At 66.8% G+C, this 17,540-nt stretch carries 11 protein-coding genes; 9 read left to right on the plus strand and 2 right to left on the minus strand.

Going from position 1 to position 17,540, the window contains the following annotated elements; genetic code table 11:
• Positions 1-46: 46 nt before the first annotated feature.
• Together ACTPOI_RS14390 and ACTPOI_RS14395 are read left to right on the plus strand one after the other, a co-directional pair.
• Entirely contained in the window at positions 47-6,217 is a 6,171-nt protein-coding gene (locus ACTPOI_RS14390; RefSeq protein ID WP_440109938.1) for an Hpt domain-containing protein, read from the plus strand.
• A gap of 150 nt (positions 6,218-6,367) precedes the next feature.
• Positions 6,368-7,534: a PilT/PilU family type 4a pilus ATPase gene (locus ACTPOI_RS14395; protein ID WP_440109940.1), complete on the plus strand. Its 1,167-nt coding sequence runs from the start codon at positions 6,368-6,370 to the stop codon at positions 7,532-7,534.
• A 53-nt stretch (positions 7,535-7,587) separates the two neighbouring features.
• On the opposite strand, the gene ACTPOI_RS14400 is transcribed toward ACTPOI_RS14395, so the two are convergent.
• Positions 7,588-9,075, minus strand: a complete 1,488-nt coding sequence (locus tag ACTPOI_RS14400) for a cryptochrome/photolyase family protein (RefSeq protein ID WP_440109942.1) — start codon at positions 9,073-9,075, stop codon at positions 7,588-7,590.
• 21 nt (positions 9,076-9,096) lie between these two features.
• Here ACTPOI_RS14400 and ACTPOI_RS14405 point away from each other — a divergent pair, with 21 nt between their 5' ends.
• The 7 genes from ACTPOI_RS14405 (at position 9,097) to ACTPOI_RS14435 (ending at position 16,326) form a co-directional block, all read left to right on the plus strand.
• Positions 9,097-9,696, plus strand: a complete 600-nt coding sequence (locus ACTPOI_RS14405) for a YqgE/AlgH family protein (RefSeq protein ID WP_440109944.1) — start codon at positions 9,097-9,099, stop codon at positions 9,694-9,696.
• Complete coding sequence (gene ruvX, locus ACTPOI_RS14410) at positions 9,693-10,112, plus strand: Holliday junction resolvase RuvX (RefSeq protein WP_291516203.1); 420 nt, start codon at positions 9,693-9,695, stop codon at positions 10,110-10,112. Before ACTPOI_RS14405 ends, ruvX begins: the two co-directional genes overlap by 4 nt.
• A complete protein-coding gene (gene pyrR, locus ACTPOI_RS14415) occupies positions 10,109-10,642 on the plus strand; it encodes a bifunctional pyr operon transcriptional regulator/uracil phosphoribosyltransferase PyrR (RefSeq protein WP_440109947.1) in 534 nt (177 codons plus the stop codon). The genes ruvX and pyrR overlap by 4 nt, the downstream gene beginning before the upstream one ends.
• A gap of 12 nt (positions 10,643-10,654) precedes the next feature.
• Positions 10,655-11,617, plus strand: a complete 963-nt coding sequence (locus ACTPOI_RS14420; protein ID WP_440109949.1) for an aspartate carbamoyltransferase catalytic subunit — start codon at positions 10,655-10,657, stop codon at positions 11,615-11,617.
• Positions 11,618-11,816: 199 nt separating this feature from the next.
• Positions 11,817-13,109: a dihydroorotase gene (locus ACTPOI_RS14425; protein ID WP_440109951.1), complete on the plus strand. Its 1,293-nt coding sequence runs from the start codon at positions 11,817-11,819 to the stop codon at positions 13,107-13,109.
• A 54-nt stretch (positions 13,110-13,163) separates the two neighbouring features.
• On the plus strand, positions 13,164-13,901 hold the full coding sequence (locus tag ACTPOI_RS14430; protein ID WP_440109953.1) for a lysophospholipid acyltransferase family protein: 738 nt from the start codon (positions 13,164-13,166) through the stop codon (positions 13,899-13,901).
• A gap of 271 nt (positions 13,902-14,172) precedes the next feature.
• A complete protein-coding gene (locus ACTPOI_RS14435) occupies positions 14,173-16,326 on the plus strand; it encodes a TonB-dependent receptor family protein (protein WP_440112628.1) in 2,154 nt (717 codons plus the stop codon).
• 31 nt (positions 16,327-16,357) lie between these two features.
• Here the strand turns inward: ACTPOI_RS14435 and ACTPOI_RS14440 are convergent, their stop codons facing one another.
• Positions 16,358-17,437 (minus strand): ABC transporter ATP-binding protein, encoded by a 1,080-nt coding sequence (locus ACTPOI_RS14440; protein WP_440109955.1) that lies wholly within the window; start codon positions 17,435-17,437, stop codon positions 16,358-16,360.
• Positions 17,438-17,540 lie beyond the last annotated feature (103 nt).

Consider the following 17,540-nt stretch of genomic DNA (forward strand, 5'->3'; position numbering starts at 1 on the left):
GCGGCACTCATCAACCAGCTGGCTCACAGAGGCCGGGGACGAATCCATGTCATCTATCGATGTCAATAACGCACCGGGCGCCGACGGGCCACAGGTCGATCAGGACCTGGGTCCTCTGGCCTGGGTGCTTGATGAATTGCGCAAGTCGCTCGATGGCGCCGTCAAGGCCATGCGGCGATTTGTGCGCGACGCCGAGACCGCGCGCGAATCGGATCTGGCTGCGCTGGACGCGGGCTCGCTGCGCATTGCGCGGCAGCAGCTGCACCAGGCTTGCGGCGCCCTTGAAATGGTGGGCATGGGCCCGCCATCGCTGGTCTTGCGGGCCATGGAGTCCGCCGTACAGAAGTTCGTACAGCGGCCTGAGCTGTGCAGCGACCAGGCTGCGGCCGTCATTGAACGCGCCAGCTTCGCGCTGATCGAATACCTCGAAACCGTGCTGGCGGGCAAAGCGACCTCGCCTGTCGCGCTGTTTCCGCAATACCGAGATGCCCAGGCACTTGCCGGGGCGGACCGCGTTCACCCCGCCGACCTCTGGCCAGCGGAGCGCCGCTTCCGCGAACCCGAGGGCACCTCATCTGCAGCTCCCCTGCCTTACGGCCCCGAGGCACGGGCACGCCTGGATTCGGCGGTGTTGCGTATCGTCAAATCGGGCGACGCACGCGCCGCCCTGAACCTCAGGGATACCTGCCTCGGTATCGTGGCAGCTGCCAAGGACCGTGAGCCCCGCGCGTTCTGGAAAATCTGCGCCGGCTTCTTCGAGGCGTTCGGCCTGGGCCTGTTGCCGGCGGATGTGTACGTCAAACGCGTCGCGTCACGCGTGCTGATGCAGTACGCAACCCTTGCCAAAGGCGACCCCACCATTGCAGACCGGCTGGTACAGGACTTGCTTTTTTTCTGTGCACAGGCGCGTCTTCCCGAGGCCGGCCTGCAGGCCGCACCTGCGTTGCAGGCCGTGCGGCAGGCTTTCGCGCTCGACCGCTACAAGCCCGTCGACTACGAAAACGCGCGTTTCGGCCGTTTCGACCCGGCCATTCTGGCGCAGGCGAGGAAGCGGATTGCTGCAGCCACCGAAACCTGGTCGGCGCTTGCGGGGGGTGATCGCAACAAGCTCAAGCCCGCAGCTGACCAGTTCAGTCTGGTGTGCGACTCGCTGCGCAAACTGCTCCCCGGGAGCGAGGCGCTGGCGCAGGCCCTGACACGCGTGACCGAGTCCACCACCCGAGCGGGTGAGCCCCCATCGCCAGCCCTGGCCATGGAGGTCGCGACTTCGGTGTTGTATCTCCAGGCAGCGTTCGAAGAGCTCGACGCGGCCGATGGCCAGATGGAAGCGCGGGCCAACCGGTTGGCCGAGCGGCTTGACGCCGTAGGCACCGGTGCAGAGCCCGAGCCACTTGAGCAGTGGATGGAAGAGCTGTACCGGCGCGTGAGCGACAACCAGACGATGGGCAGCGTGGTGGACGAACTGCGTGCCACCCTGGGCGAGGCGGAAAAGGCGCTGGACCTGTACTTCCGCAATCCGGCCGACGCCGCGTTGCTGGGCCCGGTGCCTGGGCACCTTGCGCAGATGCGCGGTGTGCTGTCGGTCCTGGGGCTGGACCAGGCCTCGCTGGCTGTGGTGCGCATGCGCGACACCGTGGAACGCCTGCTGATCAACGAGGTGGCTGAAGCCGACCGCCAGACCGTGTTCGAGAAGCTGGGCAACAGCCTGGGTGCGCTGGGGTTCCTGATCGACATGCTCAGCTACCAGCGCACCATGGCGCGCAAGCTGTTCGTGTATGACGAAGAGCTGGGTGAACTGCGCATCCTGATGGGCAAGACCCGCGGTCGCGCTTCGGATGCCCGCGAAGAGGCCCCCGCCAAGCTTGATGAGCGTGCTCCCACGCCCTTGCCCGATGTCGTGCCACGGTTCCCGGTGGAGCCGCAACTCAGCGAACCTACGGACTTCGGCTCGCTGCCCGAACTTCATGGCGAGCACTCCCGGCCTTGGGATCAAAGCCCGTCGGCAGCCGGACTTGGCTCAGACATTTCCTTCACCGAGGCGCCGGCACCTTCCACGGATGCTCCTGCGTTGACGTCGGCCGGACAGCCTGTAGTGCGCCCGGCCATTGAAGACGAGCTGCTCGACGTGTTCCTGGAGGAGGCACGCGAGGTGGTGACCACTGGCCTTGCCGCGCTGGATGTGCTGCGCGACGAGCCGGGCAACCTGAGCGAGCAAACTACCCTGCGCAGGGCATTCCACACGCTCAAGGGCAGCTCGCGCATGGTCGGGCTCAACGATTTTGGCGAAGCCGCCTGGTCGATGGAGCAGGTGCTCAATGCCTGGCTGGCAGAACAGAAGCCGGTGCACCCGGGTCTGCACGAACTCTCCACGGATGCACTGCAGGCCTTTGGTCGATGGGCGGACGGGATTGCGTCTGGCGCGGTGGATGGATGGAGCCCTGAAGCCTTCCGCAAGTCGGCTGACGCGATGCGCGTCGACGGCGCTCTGGTTCCGCTGGTAGTACCCGGTGGCCGTGCTGCCCAGACGCCGGCCGTTGAAGAGGTGCCCGCCGAGCTCATGCGCACCCAGATCCTGGAGGTATCGCCTGCCGAGGAGTCGGCGGCGGACACCCTCGACGAAGTCATGGCGATGCCTGACTTTCAGGTCACCGAGATCTCCGACGTGTTTCCCGAGGCCGACGTTGCAGCGGCGCCGGTGCCCGCGCCCGATGCTGCGGAAGAAATCGACTTCTCGGTTTTCGCAGCTGCGCTCGACGCGTCCGCTGCTGGTGACGCAGCCCCGCCGGTGGACCCTGCCGGCGTCGACTTCGAACTGGATCTGGAACTGCCCGAGCTGGAAAACGCCAGCTCCGACATCGCCCCCGAAGCATCCGCTGCGCAAGAGCTTGCTTTTGTGGCAACAGACGACCAGCTGGATCTGGCTGAACCCGCTGCCGTCGATGCGCTGGCGGCAGACTTCTCGCTGACCCTCCCGGCTTTGGAGGACGCGGGTGCTCCCGCCATGGTAGCCACCGACACGCCGTCGGCAGACGCTGCCCACGAGCCGGACGAGTTGCCCTTGCCCGAGTTGGTCGAACAGCCCGAGGATGCGCTGGCGGTGCCATCGGCCAGCGACGAGGAGCCACTCGCTGCAATGGCGTCCGACGATGGGTCGGATGACGACGCAGTCAAGGTCATCGACACGCTGCGCATCGGCATCCCGCTGTACAACGTGTACCTCAACGAAGCCGACGAATGGTCGCGCCGGCTGGTAACTTGCCTGCAGGAATGGTCTCTCGAGCTGCACGAACCGCTGCCCGATACCGCGGTTGCGCTGGCGCATTCGCTGGCGGGCAGCTCGGCAACGGTCGGCTTCACCGCCCTCTCGGAACTAGCTCGTGTGCTGGAGCATGCGCTGCAGCATGTGCAGCTCCAGTCTGGCGGAACCGAAGAGCAGGCTACCGTCTTCATGGCCGCCGCCGAAGACGTACGCCGTCTGTTGCACCAGTTTGCCGCCGGGTTCCTCAAGGAGCCAAGTGCGGAGGTGCTTGAACAGCTTCGCCGCATTCTGGAGGCCGAAGTCGAGAACACGCTGTCGCCGCCCGAAGAAGACGCCGAAGCCATGTTGGCCGCAGCGCTCCAAGAAGAGGCGGACGCGCAGGCCGCAGCCGATGCGGACGATGCCGTACGACTTGCCCAGCAGCTGTCTGAAACCGCCGAGGCCGCGCCTGTTGTTCCTGAAGTCCCGCACGGGCACGTGGCTCCCGCTCTCTCTGTAGTGGTGCGTGACCAGGACCAGCAGATCGACGACGCGATTGCACACGCAGTGGCTTTGGGTTCGGACGTGGATGACGACATCGATGCGATCGACGTCATCGATCCCGACCTGTTTCCGATCTTCGAGGAAGAAGCCCAGGAGCTGCTTCCGCAGCTGGGCGGTGCGCTGCGCCAGTGGGCATCGCGGCCCGACAACATGGGCGCCCGCAACGAGGTTCTTCGCGCGCTGCACACCCTCAAGGGCAGTTCGCGCCTTGCAGGTGCGATGCGCCTGGGCGAGATGGCACACCGCCTGGAATCGGCGATCGAGGCATTGGATGCCGAAACGGTCACGTCCGAGCAGATCGAGCCGCTTCAGGCCGGTTTCGACGGGCTGCAGGCGAACTTTGACGCGCTGCGCGCCATTGGCCAGACGTCCGCTGACACGGTAGTGGTACTGCCCACGGCTCCCGCTGCGGACCGGGTACCCTCTGTGGCTGGACTGGAGGCAGGTGCGTCGAATGCGGTAGCAGCTGCCACGGGGCCTGCTCCCGTTGCAGCACGTATGCCGGGCCCTTCTCAGTTGGCACCCTTGCGCGTTGCGGCGAGCCAGTCGGTTCGCGTGCGGGCGCAGCTGCTGGATCGTCTGGTCAATCAGGCTGGCGAGGTCATGATCAGCCGCTCGCGCCTGGATGTACGGCTGGGGCAGTTCCGCAGCTCGCTCAGCGACCTTTCGGGCAATCTGGACCGCCTTCGCCAGCAGTTGCGCGATATCGAGGTTCAGGCTGAATCGCAGATGCAGTCGCGCTTGGCTCTGTCCAAGGACTCGGCAGCCGGTTTCGACCCGCTGGAGTTCGACCGATTCACACGCGTGCAGGAACTGACGCGCATGATGGCAGAGTCGGTCAACGACGTGGCCACCGTGCAGCGCAACCTGCAGCGTGCCATGGAAGGCGCCGAGGATGACCTGATCGCCCAGGGCCGTCAGGCGCGTGAACTGCAGCGCGACCTGCTGCGCACCCGCATGGTGGAGTTCGAGGGCATTGCCGAGCGCCTGTATGCCGTGGTGCGCCAGGCGTCCAAGGAAACGGGCAAGCAGATCAAGCTCGATATCACCGGCGGCTCCATCGAGATGGACCGCGGCGTGCTGGACCGCATGACCCCGGCCTTCGAACACCTTTTGCGCAACTGCGTCGCCCACGGTATCGAAGACCCCGAGGTGCGGACCGCCGCAGGCAAGCAGGCCACCGGCACGATCACCGTTGAACTTCACCAGGAAGGCAACGACGTCTCTGTGGAGTTCCGCGATGACGGTGCAGGCCTGGACCTGCCGCGCATTCGCGAAAAGGCGCTTGCACAGGGCATCGTGGGCCCCGACGTGACGCTGAGCGATGCGGAAGCGGCCAACCTGATCTTCATGCCCGGTTTCTCCACGGCAACTGAAGTGACGGGCCTTGCCGGCCGCGGTATCGGCATGGACGTGGTTCGCGCAGAAATCAACGCGTTGGGCGGTCGCATCGAAACCTCCACCGAAGCGGGCAAGGGCGCAGCGTTCCGCATGGTCCTGCCGCTGACCACGGCGGTGACGCAGGTGGTGATGCTGCGTGCGGGCGATCTTGCCATTGGCGTGCCTGCCAACGTGGTGGAAATCGTCCGTCGCACCTCTGCAGCCGACCTGGAAGAGGCTTACAGCACAGGCTACTTCGACGACGGCATGGAGAAGCTGCCGTTCTTCTGGTCGGGCGCGCTGTTGCAGGCATCTGCCCGCAGCAATGAGCCCGGTGGCAAGACCCGCCCTGTGGTCATCTTCCGCAGTGCCGCGCAACGCATCGCGATGCACGTGGATGAAGTGCTGGGCAACCAGGAAGTCGTGGTGAAAAACCTCGGCCCCCAGCTGTCCCGTCTGCCTGGCCTGGCCGGCATGTCGGTGCTGGCTTCAGGTGCCGTAGTGCTGATCTACAACCCTGTGGCGCTGTCGACCGTGTATGGCGACCAGGTGCGCGCTGCTAGCGTGGGTCTGCCGCCTGCCCAGGATGCAGACGGCAGCACGGCAACGGGCAAGCCTGCAGGCGTGGCTCCACTGGCAGGCCCGAGCCATGTACCGCTGGTCCTGGTGGTCGACGATTCCATCACCGTGCGCCGCGTCACGCAGCGCCTGCTGCAGCGCGAAGGTTACCGGGTGGCACTGGCTGCCGATGGTCTCCAGGCGCTGGAGCGGCTGCAGGAAGAGCGCCCGACCGTGGTCTTGTCCGACATCGAAATGCCGCGCATGGACGGCTTCGACTTGGCCCGCAACATCCGCGCCGATGGTGCGTTGCGCGACCTGCCCATCATCATGATCACATCGCGCATTGCCGAAAAGCACCGCGAACATGCGATGGAGCTGGGCGTGAACCACTACCTGGGCAAGCCTTATTCGGACGAAGAGCTGCTGAGCCTGATCCAGCACTATGCCCGGCTTGCGGCAGGGGTAGAAGCCTGAACGGCACATACCGTATCGGCGCCATGTTCGGCGACTCACGAGGGCCTGTCCTGCGGGGCAGGCCCTTGACGTTTGCGGAGTGCCAAAACGCACTCAACTGTGCGTCGGGCTTCGTGCGCGCAATGCTCCGATTCGATCTGAGGAAGATGCATGAAATCGACCCCCGCAGCACCTGTGATACCTGATCCACGCCTGCTGGCGTGTCTTGCCGTCGTGGTGCGCGAGCGGGCATCGGATCTGTTTTTGATGGCGGGCGCCACGCCCACCATCAAACGCCAGGGCCTGTTCGTGCCACTGGGCAGGCAGCTGCTCACGCCCGACGCGGTCCGGCAGCTGGCCTATTCGATCCTGCGGCCCGAGCAGCGGCACGAATTCGAGACCACGATGGAGTGCGACCTGTCCATCGACACGCCCGACGGTGAGCGTTTTCGCGTGAACGTTCACATGCAGCGCGGCCAGGTGGGCATGGTCATTCGCCATGTGGTGTCCTCCATCCCGGGGCTGGACGAGCTGGGCCTGCCGCCAGTGCTCAAGAAGCTGGCATTTCTCAAGCGCGGACTGGTGCTCACGGTGGGCGCTGCAGGTTCGGGCAAGACGACCACGCTGGCGTCGTTACTGGACCACCGCAATGCCAACACGGGCGGGCACATCCTCACGGTAGAAGACCCGATCGAGTACCTGCATACGCACAAGAAGTCGCTCATCACACAGCGTGAGGTGGGCCTGGACACCCGCTCGTACGACGAAGCGCTGCGCCGTGCCATGCGTGAAGCGCCGAACGTGATCATGATCGGCGAGATCCGCGACCGCGCCACCATGCAGCACGCGCTGCACTATGCGGAATCAGGGCACCTGTGCGTATCCACGCTGCACGCCAACAACGCCAACCAGGCCGTGCAGCGCATCCTCAACTTCTTCCCGGAAACTGCGCAACGCCAACTGCTGATGGACCTTTCGCTCAACCTGAGCGCGGTGGTCGCGCTGCGCCTCGTCCCCGGGCTGTCGGGGCAGCTTGTGCCCGCCACCGAAATCATGCTGCTGACGCCCTTCGTGTCCGAACTGATCCAGAAGGGGCAAATCGACGAGCTCAAGACCGCCATCGTGCGCAGCGGCGAGCAGGGCATGTGCAGCTTCGACCAGTCTCTGCTGGCTATGGTGGATGCGGGCTCGATCTCGCCTGAAGAGGCCATTGCCCACGCTGACAACCGCACCGATGTCAGCCTTCGCCTGCGCCTGGCTGCTGGCAATACGTTCGAGATTGCCGGCATGCGCATGACAGAACCCGTGCGCGAGGCGGAGCCGATCACGCGGTATTGATGCGAGGCGAGTGCAGGCCTCGGACGGGCCAGGCCGTGGTCATCTGACGGGCGTTAACCTGCCACCTGCTTGACCACCGCATACCGCTGCAGCGTCTTCTGGCGCGCAATGTCATGGTCGACCACAGGCAGCGGGTAGTCCCGCCCCAGCGTGATGCCGGCCGCCTGAAGATCCAGCGGCCTGGCCGCCCAGGGCGCGTGCAGCGCCGGTGTGGGCAGCGCTGCCAGCTGCGGCAGGTAGCGCCGGATGAACTTTCCCTCCGGGTCGAACTTCTGGCTCTGGCTGACCGGGTTGAAGATGCGGAAATACGGCTGGGCATCGCAGCCGCTGGAGCTGGCCCATTGCCAGCCGCCATTGTTGGCGGCCAAGTCAAAGTCGTTGAGTTGCCTGGCAAAGTAACGTTCGCCCCAGCGCCAGTCGATGCCAAGGTCCTTGACCAGAAAGCTGGCCACCACCATGCGCAGGCGGTTGTGCATGTAGCCCGTCTGGTTGATCTGCGCCATGGCCGCATCCACCAGTGGATACCCCGTACGCCCTTCGCACCAGGCCGTGAACAGCGCTTCGGCCTGTGACCCGGCTTCCCACTGGATCGCGTCGTAAGCGGGCTTGAAACTGCGCTCTGCGACATGCGGGTGGTGGTGCAGGATCTGAAAATAAAAGTCGCGCCAGATCAGCTCGCTCAGCCACGTGCTGGCACCGGCACTGCCAGAAAGCATGCGGGCATGGGCCGCGCGGGCGAGCAGGCGTGGCGATACGGTTCCAAAGCGCAGGTGCACGCTCAGATAGCTGGGGCCCTTGACGGCCGGGAAGTTGCGCGTGTCTACGTAGCGGTCGATGCGGTCCAGGAAATCCTTGAACAGTGCTTGCCCGCCTCTGCTGCCGGTGGGCAGCTTCAGCTCCGAAAGGCCTGCCGGTTCAAACCCGAGTTCCCTGAGCGTGGGGACGGGCTGACGACGCGCCTGCGGCAAGGGGGCGAGACGGTGGGCCAGGGGGGCCACGGGCTGCTCGGCCAGCACCTGCGCGTCGGCCTTCTTCAGCCACGCGTTCTTGTACGGCGTGAACACGCTGTAGGGCGAGGCGGACTGCGTAAGCACTTCGCTGCGCTCGAGCACCATGTGGTCCTTGAAGGTGTGAAAAGCCCGGCCCGCCGCAGCCAGCCGCGTGCGTACCAGTGCATCGCGGGCCAGTGCCTGGGGTTCGTCGTCGTGGTTGGCAAACACTGCCTGCGCGCCCAGCTCCGCTGCCAGGGCCGGTACGGCTTCTGCAGCCAGTGCGTGTTCCACGATGAGCCCGCCAGCACCCTGTGGCGACAGGCCGCGCAGCGTGGCGTCCAGTTCCACCAGCGTCTCGCGCAGGAACTCCACCCGGCGGTCCTGGCGTGGCAGGTCGTCCAGAATCTCCTTGTCGAACACAAAAACGCAATGCACCTCCTGGCACTGGCTCAGGGCATGGTGCAGGGCAGCCTGGTCATCGGCACGCAGGTCGCGGCGGAACCAGACCAGGCCACAGAGGTACGGGGTAGGGGAAGAGGGGGGCGCCATGTTCGCCGTTAAAATTGAAGGATGTCTTCTGATTCTGCGCCCATGAACCTCACGCATCATTTCCTGATTGCGATGCCCGGTCTGGAAGATGAGTCTTTCGCGCGCAGTGTCATCTACCTGTGCGAGCACAGCGAACGCGGCGCGCTCGGCCTCATCATCAACAAGCCGACCGATATCACCCTCAAGGGCCTGTTCGACAAGGTGGACCTTTCCCTGCGGCGCGAGGACCTCAGCCGTGAACCCGTGTTCCAGGGCGGCCCGGTGCAAACCGAGCGGGGGTTTGTGCTGCACGAACCCATGCTGATGAACAAGGCCGAGACCGACGAATCCGCCTACGCATCGACCATGGTCATCCCCGGCGGGCTGGAGATGACGACCTCGAAGGACGTGCTCGAAGCCCTGTCCACCGGCGCCGGGCCGCGACGGGTGCTGATCACTCTGGGGTATTCATCCTGGGGCGAAGGCCAGCTTGAATCCGAGCTGGCCGAAAACGCCTGGCTTACCGTGGGTGCCGACCTTGCGGTGATCTTCGACACCCCCGTGCCCGAGCGTTACGACCGGGCCCTGGCGCTGCTGGGGCTCAAGGCCTGGATGCTGTCGCCCGAAGCGGGGCACGCATGACCGGCTTGCCCGTTCAGCCGGCTGTTCCTGCGCATTTCCAGACGTTTCTCGCTTTCGACTTTGGCCTCAAGCGCACGGGTGTGGCTTCGGGCAACCGCATGCTGCGCAGCGCCACGCCGCAGGCCACCATCAAGGCCGAGGGCGACGCCCGCTTTGTGCAGGTGGCCCAGCGCATCAAGGAATGGCAGCCCGACGCCCTGGTGATCGGCGTGCCCTACCACCCTGATGGCGCCAGCCACGAGAACACCGAGCGTGCGCTCAAGTTCGGGCGCCAGCTGCGCGGGCGCTTCGGATTGCAGGTGTTCGAGGTGGACGAGCGCTACAGCACCACCGAGGCGATCTCGGGCGGTGCCAAGGATGCAGACGCCGCATCGGCCTGCATCATCCTGGAACAGTTTTTGAGGAATCTTCCATGAGCCATCCTTCCCATCCAGCGTCCAGCGTGGGGGCTTTGGCCCTTGACGCTGAGGCGCTGTACAGCGAGCTGCTGCGCGGCGTGCGCAGCATGCTCACGCCCACCACGCGGCTGGCGGGCATTGCCTCCGGCGGCGCCTGGCTGGCCGAGCGCCTGCAGCACGACCTGGGCCTGCAAGGCCCTGCTGGCGTGTTGTCTTCGGTGATGCACCGCGACGACTTTGCGCAGCGCGGCCTGTCGGCCAGCGCGCAGACCTTGCTGCCGTTTGATGTGAACGGCGCCGATGTGCTGGTACTCGACGACGTGCTCTACACCGGCCGCACCATCCGTGCCGTGCTGAACGAACTGTTTGACTACGGCCGCCCCGCCAGCGTGCGCCTGGCGGTGCTGGTGGACCGCGGCGGGCGCGAGTTGCCGGTACAGGCCGACTTTGCCGCGGCCCGCGTGGCCCTGCCGGCTGCACAGTCGCTGGCCCTGGCCCGCGATGAGGCCAGCGGCAAATTCCAATTCCAAGTCCAGGACAAAGACTAAAGAGGCCCGACCGTGCTGCACAAGCGCAATCCCCAACTCAACAAGAACGGCGAGCTGATCCACCTGCTCTCCATCGAGGGCCTGCCGCGCGACATCGTCACGCACATCCTCGACACCGCCGCCAATTTCGTGAGCGTGAACGACCGCGAAGTGAAGAAGGTGCCGCTCTTGCGCGGCAAGAGCGTGTTCAACCTGTTCTTCGAGAACAGCACGCGCACGCGCACCACGTTCGAAATCGCGGCCAAGCGGCTGTCGGCCGATGTGCTCAACCTCGATATCGCGCGCAGCTCGGCCAGCAAAGGCGAGTCGCTGCTGGACACCATCGCCAACCTGAGCGCGATGGCGGCCGACCTGTTCGTGGTGCGGCACAGCGAGTCGGGCGCGCCTTACCTCATCGCACAGCACGTGTCGCCCCATGTGCATGTGATCAATGCCGGCGATGGCCGCCATGCCCACCCCACGCAGGGGCTGCTGGACATGTACACCATCCGCCACTACAAGAAGGACTTTGCCAACCTCACCGTGGCCATCGTGGGCGACGTGCTGCATTCGCGCGTGGCGCGCTCGGACATTCACGGCCTGACCACGCTGGGTTGCGCCGAAGTGCGCGTGGTGGGCCCGCGCACCCTGGTGCCCAGCGACATGGCGCAGATGGGGGTGCGCGTGTGTCACACGCTCGAAGAAGGCATCAAGGATGCCGACGTGGTCATCATGCTGCGCCTGCAAAACGAGCGCATGAGCGGCGCGCTGCTGCCCTCCAGCCAGGAATACTTCAAGAGCTTTGGCCTCACGCCTGAAAAGCTGCAGCTGGCCAAGCCCGACGCCATCGTGATGCACCCGGGCCCCATCAACCGCGGCGTCGAGATCGACTCCGCCGTGGTCGATGGCAAGCAGAGCGTGATCCTGCCGCAGGTGACGTTCGGCATTGCGGTGCGCATGGCCGTAATGTCCATCGTGGCCGGGAACGAAGCGTGACCCCCCTGAGTCGCTTCGCGCCTTCTCCCCAAGGGGGGACGCCACCCCTGGCCCGGCGAAGCCGGTTCCACGGTGGCACTGGCATTCGGTCGGCTGTGGTGCGAAGGGCTCGGGAAATATCGTGTGATGTGAGCGCTATGTTTTTGATAGCTGCTAGTGCATATAAATCAAGCGCTAGCAGCCAATTTGGCTTGAAATCATGAAAATATTGATCCAGAACGGCCGTGTGATCGACCCCGCCTCGGGCCTTGACCAGACCTGCGACATCGCCGTGGCGGCCGGGCGCATCGTGGGCCTGAACCGCACGCCAGCCGACTTTGCACCGGCGCGGGTAATCGACGCCAGCGGCTGCATCGTGCTGCCCGGCCTCGTGGACCTGGCCGCACGCCTGCGCGAGCCGGGGCATGAGCACGAGGGCATGCTCGAATCCGAAATGGCAGCCGCCGTGGCCGGTGGCGTGACCAGCCTGGTGTGCCCGCCCGACACCGATCCCGTGCTCGACGAGCCAGGCCTGGTGGAAATGCTCAAGTTCCGCGCCGAGAAGCTGCACCAGTCGCGCCTGTTCCCGCTGGGCGCGCTCACGCGCAACCTGGCCGGCGAGGTGCTGACCGAGATGGCCGAGCTCACCGAGTCCGGTTGTGTGGGCTTCGGCCAGGCCGAGGTGCCGCTGGCCAGCACGCAGGTGATGCAGCGCGCGCTGCAGTACGCGGCCACCTTTGGCTACACCGTGTGGTTGCGCCCGCAAGAGATGCACCTGGGCAAGGGCGTGGCGGCCAGCGGCCCGCTGGCGACGCGGCTGGGCCTCTCGGGCGTGCCGGTGGCGGCAGAGACCATTGCGCTGCACACCATCTTCGAGCTGCTCAAGACCACCGGTGCCCGCGTGCACCTGTGCCGCATCAGCAGCGCTGCGGGTGTGGAGCTGCTGCGCCGCGCCAAGGCCGAGGGCCTGAAGGTCACGGCGGATGTGAGCATCAACTCGCTGCACCTCACCGATGTGGACATCGGCTTTTTTGACAGCCGCGCCCGCCTGTCGCCGCCGCTGCGCCAGCAGCGCGACCGCGATGCGCTCAACGCCGCGCTGGCCGACGGCACCATCGATGCGCTGGTGTCCGACCACAACCCGGTGGACGAAGACGCCAAGACGCTGCCCTTTGCCGAGGCCGAACCCGGCGCCACCGGCCTGGAGCTGCTGCTCAGCCTGGCGTTGAAATGGTCGCAGGACAGCGGCATTCCGCTGCAGCGCGCCATGGCCGTCGTCACGTCGGAGCCCGCACGCGTGCTGGGCAGCGCCCTGGGCACGCTGCAGGCCAGCGTGGGCCAGATCGTGGAAGGCGGCGTGGGCGACCTGTGCATTTTTGACCCGCACGCCGCCTGGACGGTGCAGGCCGATGCCCTGCGCAGCCAGGGCAAGCACACACCGTTTTCCGGCTATGAAGTGCCCGGCCGGGTCCGCACGACGCTGGTGGGTGGCCAGGTGGCGTTTGACCGGTAGCGTGGTGCGTACCATGGCCTTTGTGCACGTCACCCAGTTTGGTGAGGCACAGCCATGAGACAGCTGCGCGCGTGCTGGCGGCTGCTGCGCCTGCTGGGGCACATCGGCAAGGGGCTGTGGATTGTGGCGCTGCGCTTTCCGGCGCTGCCGCCTGACCAGCAGCATGCGCATGTGCAGGCCTGGTCCGTTCAGTTGCTCGCCCACGCGGGCGTGCGCCTCCGCATCGAGGGCACGCCGCCGGTCACGGGGCCGGTGATGCTGGTGGCCAACCATCTGTCGTGGCTGGACATCCCGGTCATGCATGCCGCGCGGCATTGCCGCTTTGTGTCCAAGTCGGACGTGCAGGGCTGGCCGCTGATCGGCACCTTGGCCACTGCAGCAGGCACGCTCTACATCGAGCGTGCCTCGCGCCGCGATGCGCTGCGCATGGTCCAGTCCATGCAAGAGGCCCTGGAGCGCGGCGAAGTGCTGGCGGTGTTCCCCGAAGGCACCACGGGCGATGGCCGGGCGATGCTGCCGTTCCACGCCAATCTGCTGCAGGCCCCGGTGCTGGCGGGCGCACCGGTGCAGCCTGTGGGCCTGCGCTTTGCCGACAAGGCCACCGGCGCGACCAGCTTCGCGCCCAGCTACATCGGGGATGAAACGCTGCTGGGCTCGATCTGGCGCACGCTGTGCGCCCCGCCCATCGAGGCGGTGGTGCGCTACGGCGTGCCCGAGCGCGCCGAGGGACGCGATCGCCGCGCCTGGGCACAGCACCTGCACACCGTGGTGGACGGACTGCGCCAGCGCTAAGGCAATGCGAAACAGGCCCTGATTCAGCGTCGCCCCAACAGGCGTGCGCAGCGCAGCGCAATCCCCTTCGTGACGGCCCGGTCCTGCATCCGGCACAGAATGTGGCGATGCGCGCAGTAGCCTCCCCAAGAAGGCGGCTGACAGCCCTTTGCTCTCTGCCTGTGGACTTTTTCCCGCCCAGATCCAACCCATGGCATCCCATCACTTTCAGCTTGCGCCGGAGCGCCGGCAAAGCGGCCGCCCTCCGGGGCTGCTGCAACGCCCTGTGCGCCTGAGTTTGGTGTGCGCGGCCGTAGCGCTGCTGGCGGTCAGCCTGCGCCCTGCAGGTGCTTTGGCAGCCGATGGCGCACCAGCGGCCGATGCGCCCGCTGGCGGCGCCCTGGCACCCGTCGTCGTCACCGGTTCCGGCAGCTGGCGCGAGCGCTGGCTGTCGCCCGGCTCGGTGGACGTGCTCGACGGCGAGGAGTTGCGCGCCGGGCAACTCCAGATCAACCTCTCCGAAGGCCTGGGCCGCGTGCCCGGCCTGGTGGTGCGCAACCGCAACAACTACGCGCAAGACCTGCAGATTTCCGTGCGCGGCTTTGGCGCGCGGGCGCCGTTTGGCGTGCGCGGGGTGCGCTTGTATGTGGACGGCATCTCCGCCAGCACGCCCGATGGCCAGGGGCAGGTGGCGCATTTCCCGCTGGGCAGCGCCGACAGGGTCGAGGTCGTGCGCGGGCCGTTTTCGGTGCTCTATGGCGCATCGGCCGGCGGCGTGGTGGCGCTGTACACGCAAGACGGCCAGCGCCCGGGCGAGTGGCGCAGCGGCCTGGCGGCGGGCGCCGACGGCCTGTGGCGGCTGTCCACCCAGGTCAGCGGGCAGACGGGCACCGGCGCCACGCCCGGCTGGTCGTACACGCTGGAAGCCAGCCGCTTTGCCACCGACGGGCAGCGGCCGCAGTCGGCGGCATCGCGCGGCACGGCCAACCTCAAGCTGTCGCGCACCGACGAGCAGGGTGGCCGCACCGTGCTGGTCTACAACCAACACACCAGCCGCGCGCAAGACCCGCTGGGCCTGACCCGGGCCGAGTGGTCGGCCGACCCCGGCGGCACCACGCCGGCCGCTACGCTTTTCGACACACGCAAGACCGTCGGGCAAAGCCAGCTGGGGCTGGCGTGGGAACAGCCCCTGGGCCAGGGCCACAGGCTGGAGCTGATGCTGTACGGCGGCGAGCGCGAGGTGAGCCAGTTCCAGGCCATTCCTGTGGCCGCGCAGCAGCCGGCGGGCAGCGCTGGCGGCGTGATCGACCTGGCACGCCAGTATGGCGGCCTGAATGCGCGCTGGCGGCTGGAGCGCAGTCTGGAGGGGGGCGACCTCAGCCTGGTGGCCGGGCTGGCCGCCGATGTGCAGAGCGAGGACCGCCGCGGTTACGAGAACTTTGCCGGTACGGCACTGGGCGTGCAGGGCCGCCTGCGGCGCGACGAGACCAACCGCGCCAGCACCGCCGACCCGTATGTGCAGGCGCAGTGGCGCACGGCGGCGACCACCCTTACGGCGGGGCTGCGGCAGTCCATTGTGCGATTCTCATCGGCCGACCGCTATGTGGTGCCCGGCAACCCCGACGACAGCGGCGCAGTGCGCTACAGCGGCCTGAGCCCCATGCTGGGTGTCCGCCGCGAGATCACGCCCGGGCTGCAGGCCTTTGCCAGCGTGGGGCGCGGGTTCGAGACCCCCACGCTCAACGAGGTGGCGTACCGCACCTCAGGCCAGACCGGGCTGAATGCCGCGCTGGCCGCATCGCGCAGCCTGAGCGCCGAGATGGGACTGCGAGGCCGTCACGCTGGCGGGCAGTGGAGCGCCACGCTGTTTGAAACCCGCACGCGCGACGAGATCGTGGTGCTGTCCAACACCGGCGGCCGCTCCACCTTTCAGAACGCGGGGCGCACGCGGCGCCAGGGGCTGGAGCTGGCCGGTGTGTGGCAGTGGGGGCCAGTGACGGTGACACCTGCCTTCACCTGGCTGGACGCGCATTACCGCGACGGCTTTCGCACCTGCACGGCCGCGCCGTGCGCCAGCCCCTCGGTGCCTGTGGCCGCGGGCAACCGCCTTCCCGGGCTGGCGCGACAGCAGGCCTACCTGCAACTGGCCTGGGAGCCAGGCTGGGCAGGCACGGTGGTCACGCTGGAGGCCACGCACACCGGCCGCATGGCGGTCAACGATGCCAATACCGAGTTCGCGCCCGCCAGCACGCTGCTCAACCTGGGGCTGCGACTGGAGCAAAAGCTGGGGGCCTGGACCCTGCGTGAGTTCGTGCGCATCGACAACGCCACAGACCGGCGCGGTGTGGGCTCGGTCATTGTCAATGAGGGCAATGGCCGGTTCTACGAGCCCGGTGGCAGGCGTGCGGCTTTTGTGGGGGTGGAGTTGGTGCGGCCGCTCTGGTAGCGGCGCTAAAACAGTCAGAAGCGCCGTGGCTTCAGGCGGCCGGTTGCGCCTGGCGCGGGAAGGTCACCACATGGTCCACCTGCGCGCGGATGCCGATCCATTCGCCCACGGCATGGTCGTGGTGGCTGGGTACATGCGCCAGCACCGCATGGCCGCTGGACAGCCGCAGGGTGTACAGAAACTCCGACCCGCGAAACGACTTGCGCACGATCTGCGCCTTCACGGGTGCGTCGTCGTCATGCACCAGGTCGTCGGCGCGCAGCAGCACGTCGCACTCGCCGGCAGGGTAGCTGCTGGGCAGGGGGCATTCGTGCAGGTCGGTCAGCTCGCCCAGCGGCGTCTGCGCCACCACGTTGTTGCCGCGCTGCACCAGCGTGGCGGGGGCAAACACCCCGTGGCCGATGAAGTCGGCCACGAAGCGGGTGGCAGGGCGGTGGTACAGGGTGTACGCATCGTCCCACTGGTGCAGGTGGCCCTCGTGCATCACGCCAATCACGTCGCCAATCGCAAACGCCTCGAACTGGTCGTGCGTGACGAAGAGGGCGGTGGCACCGGCGGCCTTCAGGATGCCGCGCACCTCGTGCGCCAGTCGCTCGCGCAAGTCCACGTCGAGGTTGGAGAAGGGTTCATCCAGCAGCATGAGCTGCGGGCGGGGCGCCAGCGCACGTGCCAGAGCTACGCGCTGCTGCTGGCCGCCCGAGAGTTCGTGCGGGTAACGGTTCTCGCTGCCTTCCAGACCGACGAGGTGCAGCACCTCGCGCACCCGGGCCGCCTGCTCGGCGCGCGGCAGCTGGTGGATGCCAAAAGCCACGTTGCGGCCCACGCTCAGGTGCGGGAACAGCGCGTAGTCCTGGAACACCATGCCGATGCGGCGCTGCTCGGGTGGCACGCTCAGCGTGGCACTGCTGACCAGGCCCTTGGTCAGCCGGATCTCGCCGCCGGTCACGCGCTCCAGCCCGGCCACGGCGCGCAGCAGCGTGGTCTTGCCGCAGCCCGAAGGCCCGATAAGCACGCCGATGTCGCCTGCGTGCAGGCCCAGCGTCACGCCCTGTACCGCAGCATGGCTGCGGCCCGCGTAGCGCACTTCGAGTTGGGAGACCTCAAGAAACATCACTGCATTTTAGGCGGGTGTTCTGAATGCTTAAAATTCGCATTTGCATTCCTGAGCGCTGCGTGGCACCTGCCGGCGGCCGGCATGCGTCCTGTTCCCTGCC

Source organism: Acidovorax sp. BL-A-41-H1 (genome assembly GCF_051942715.1).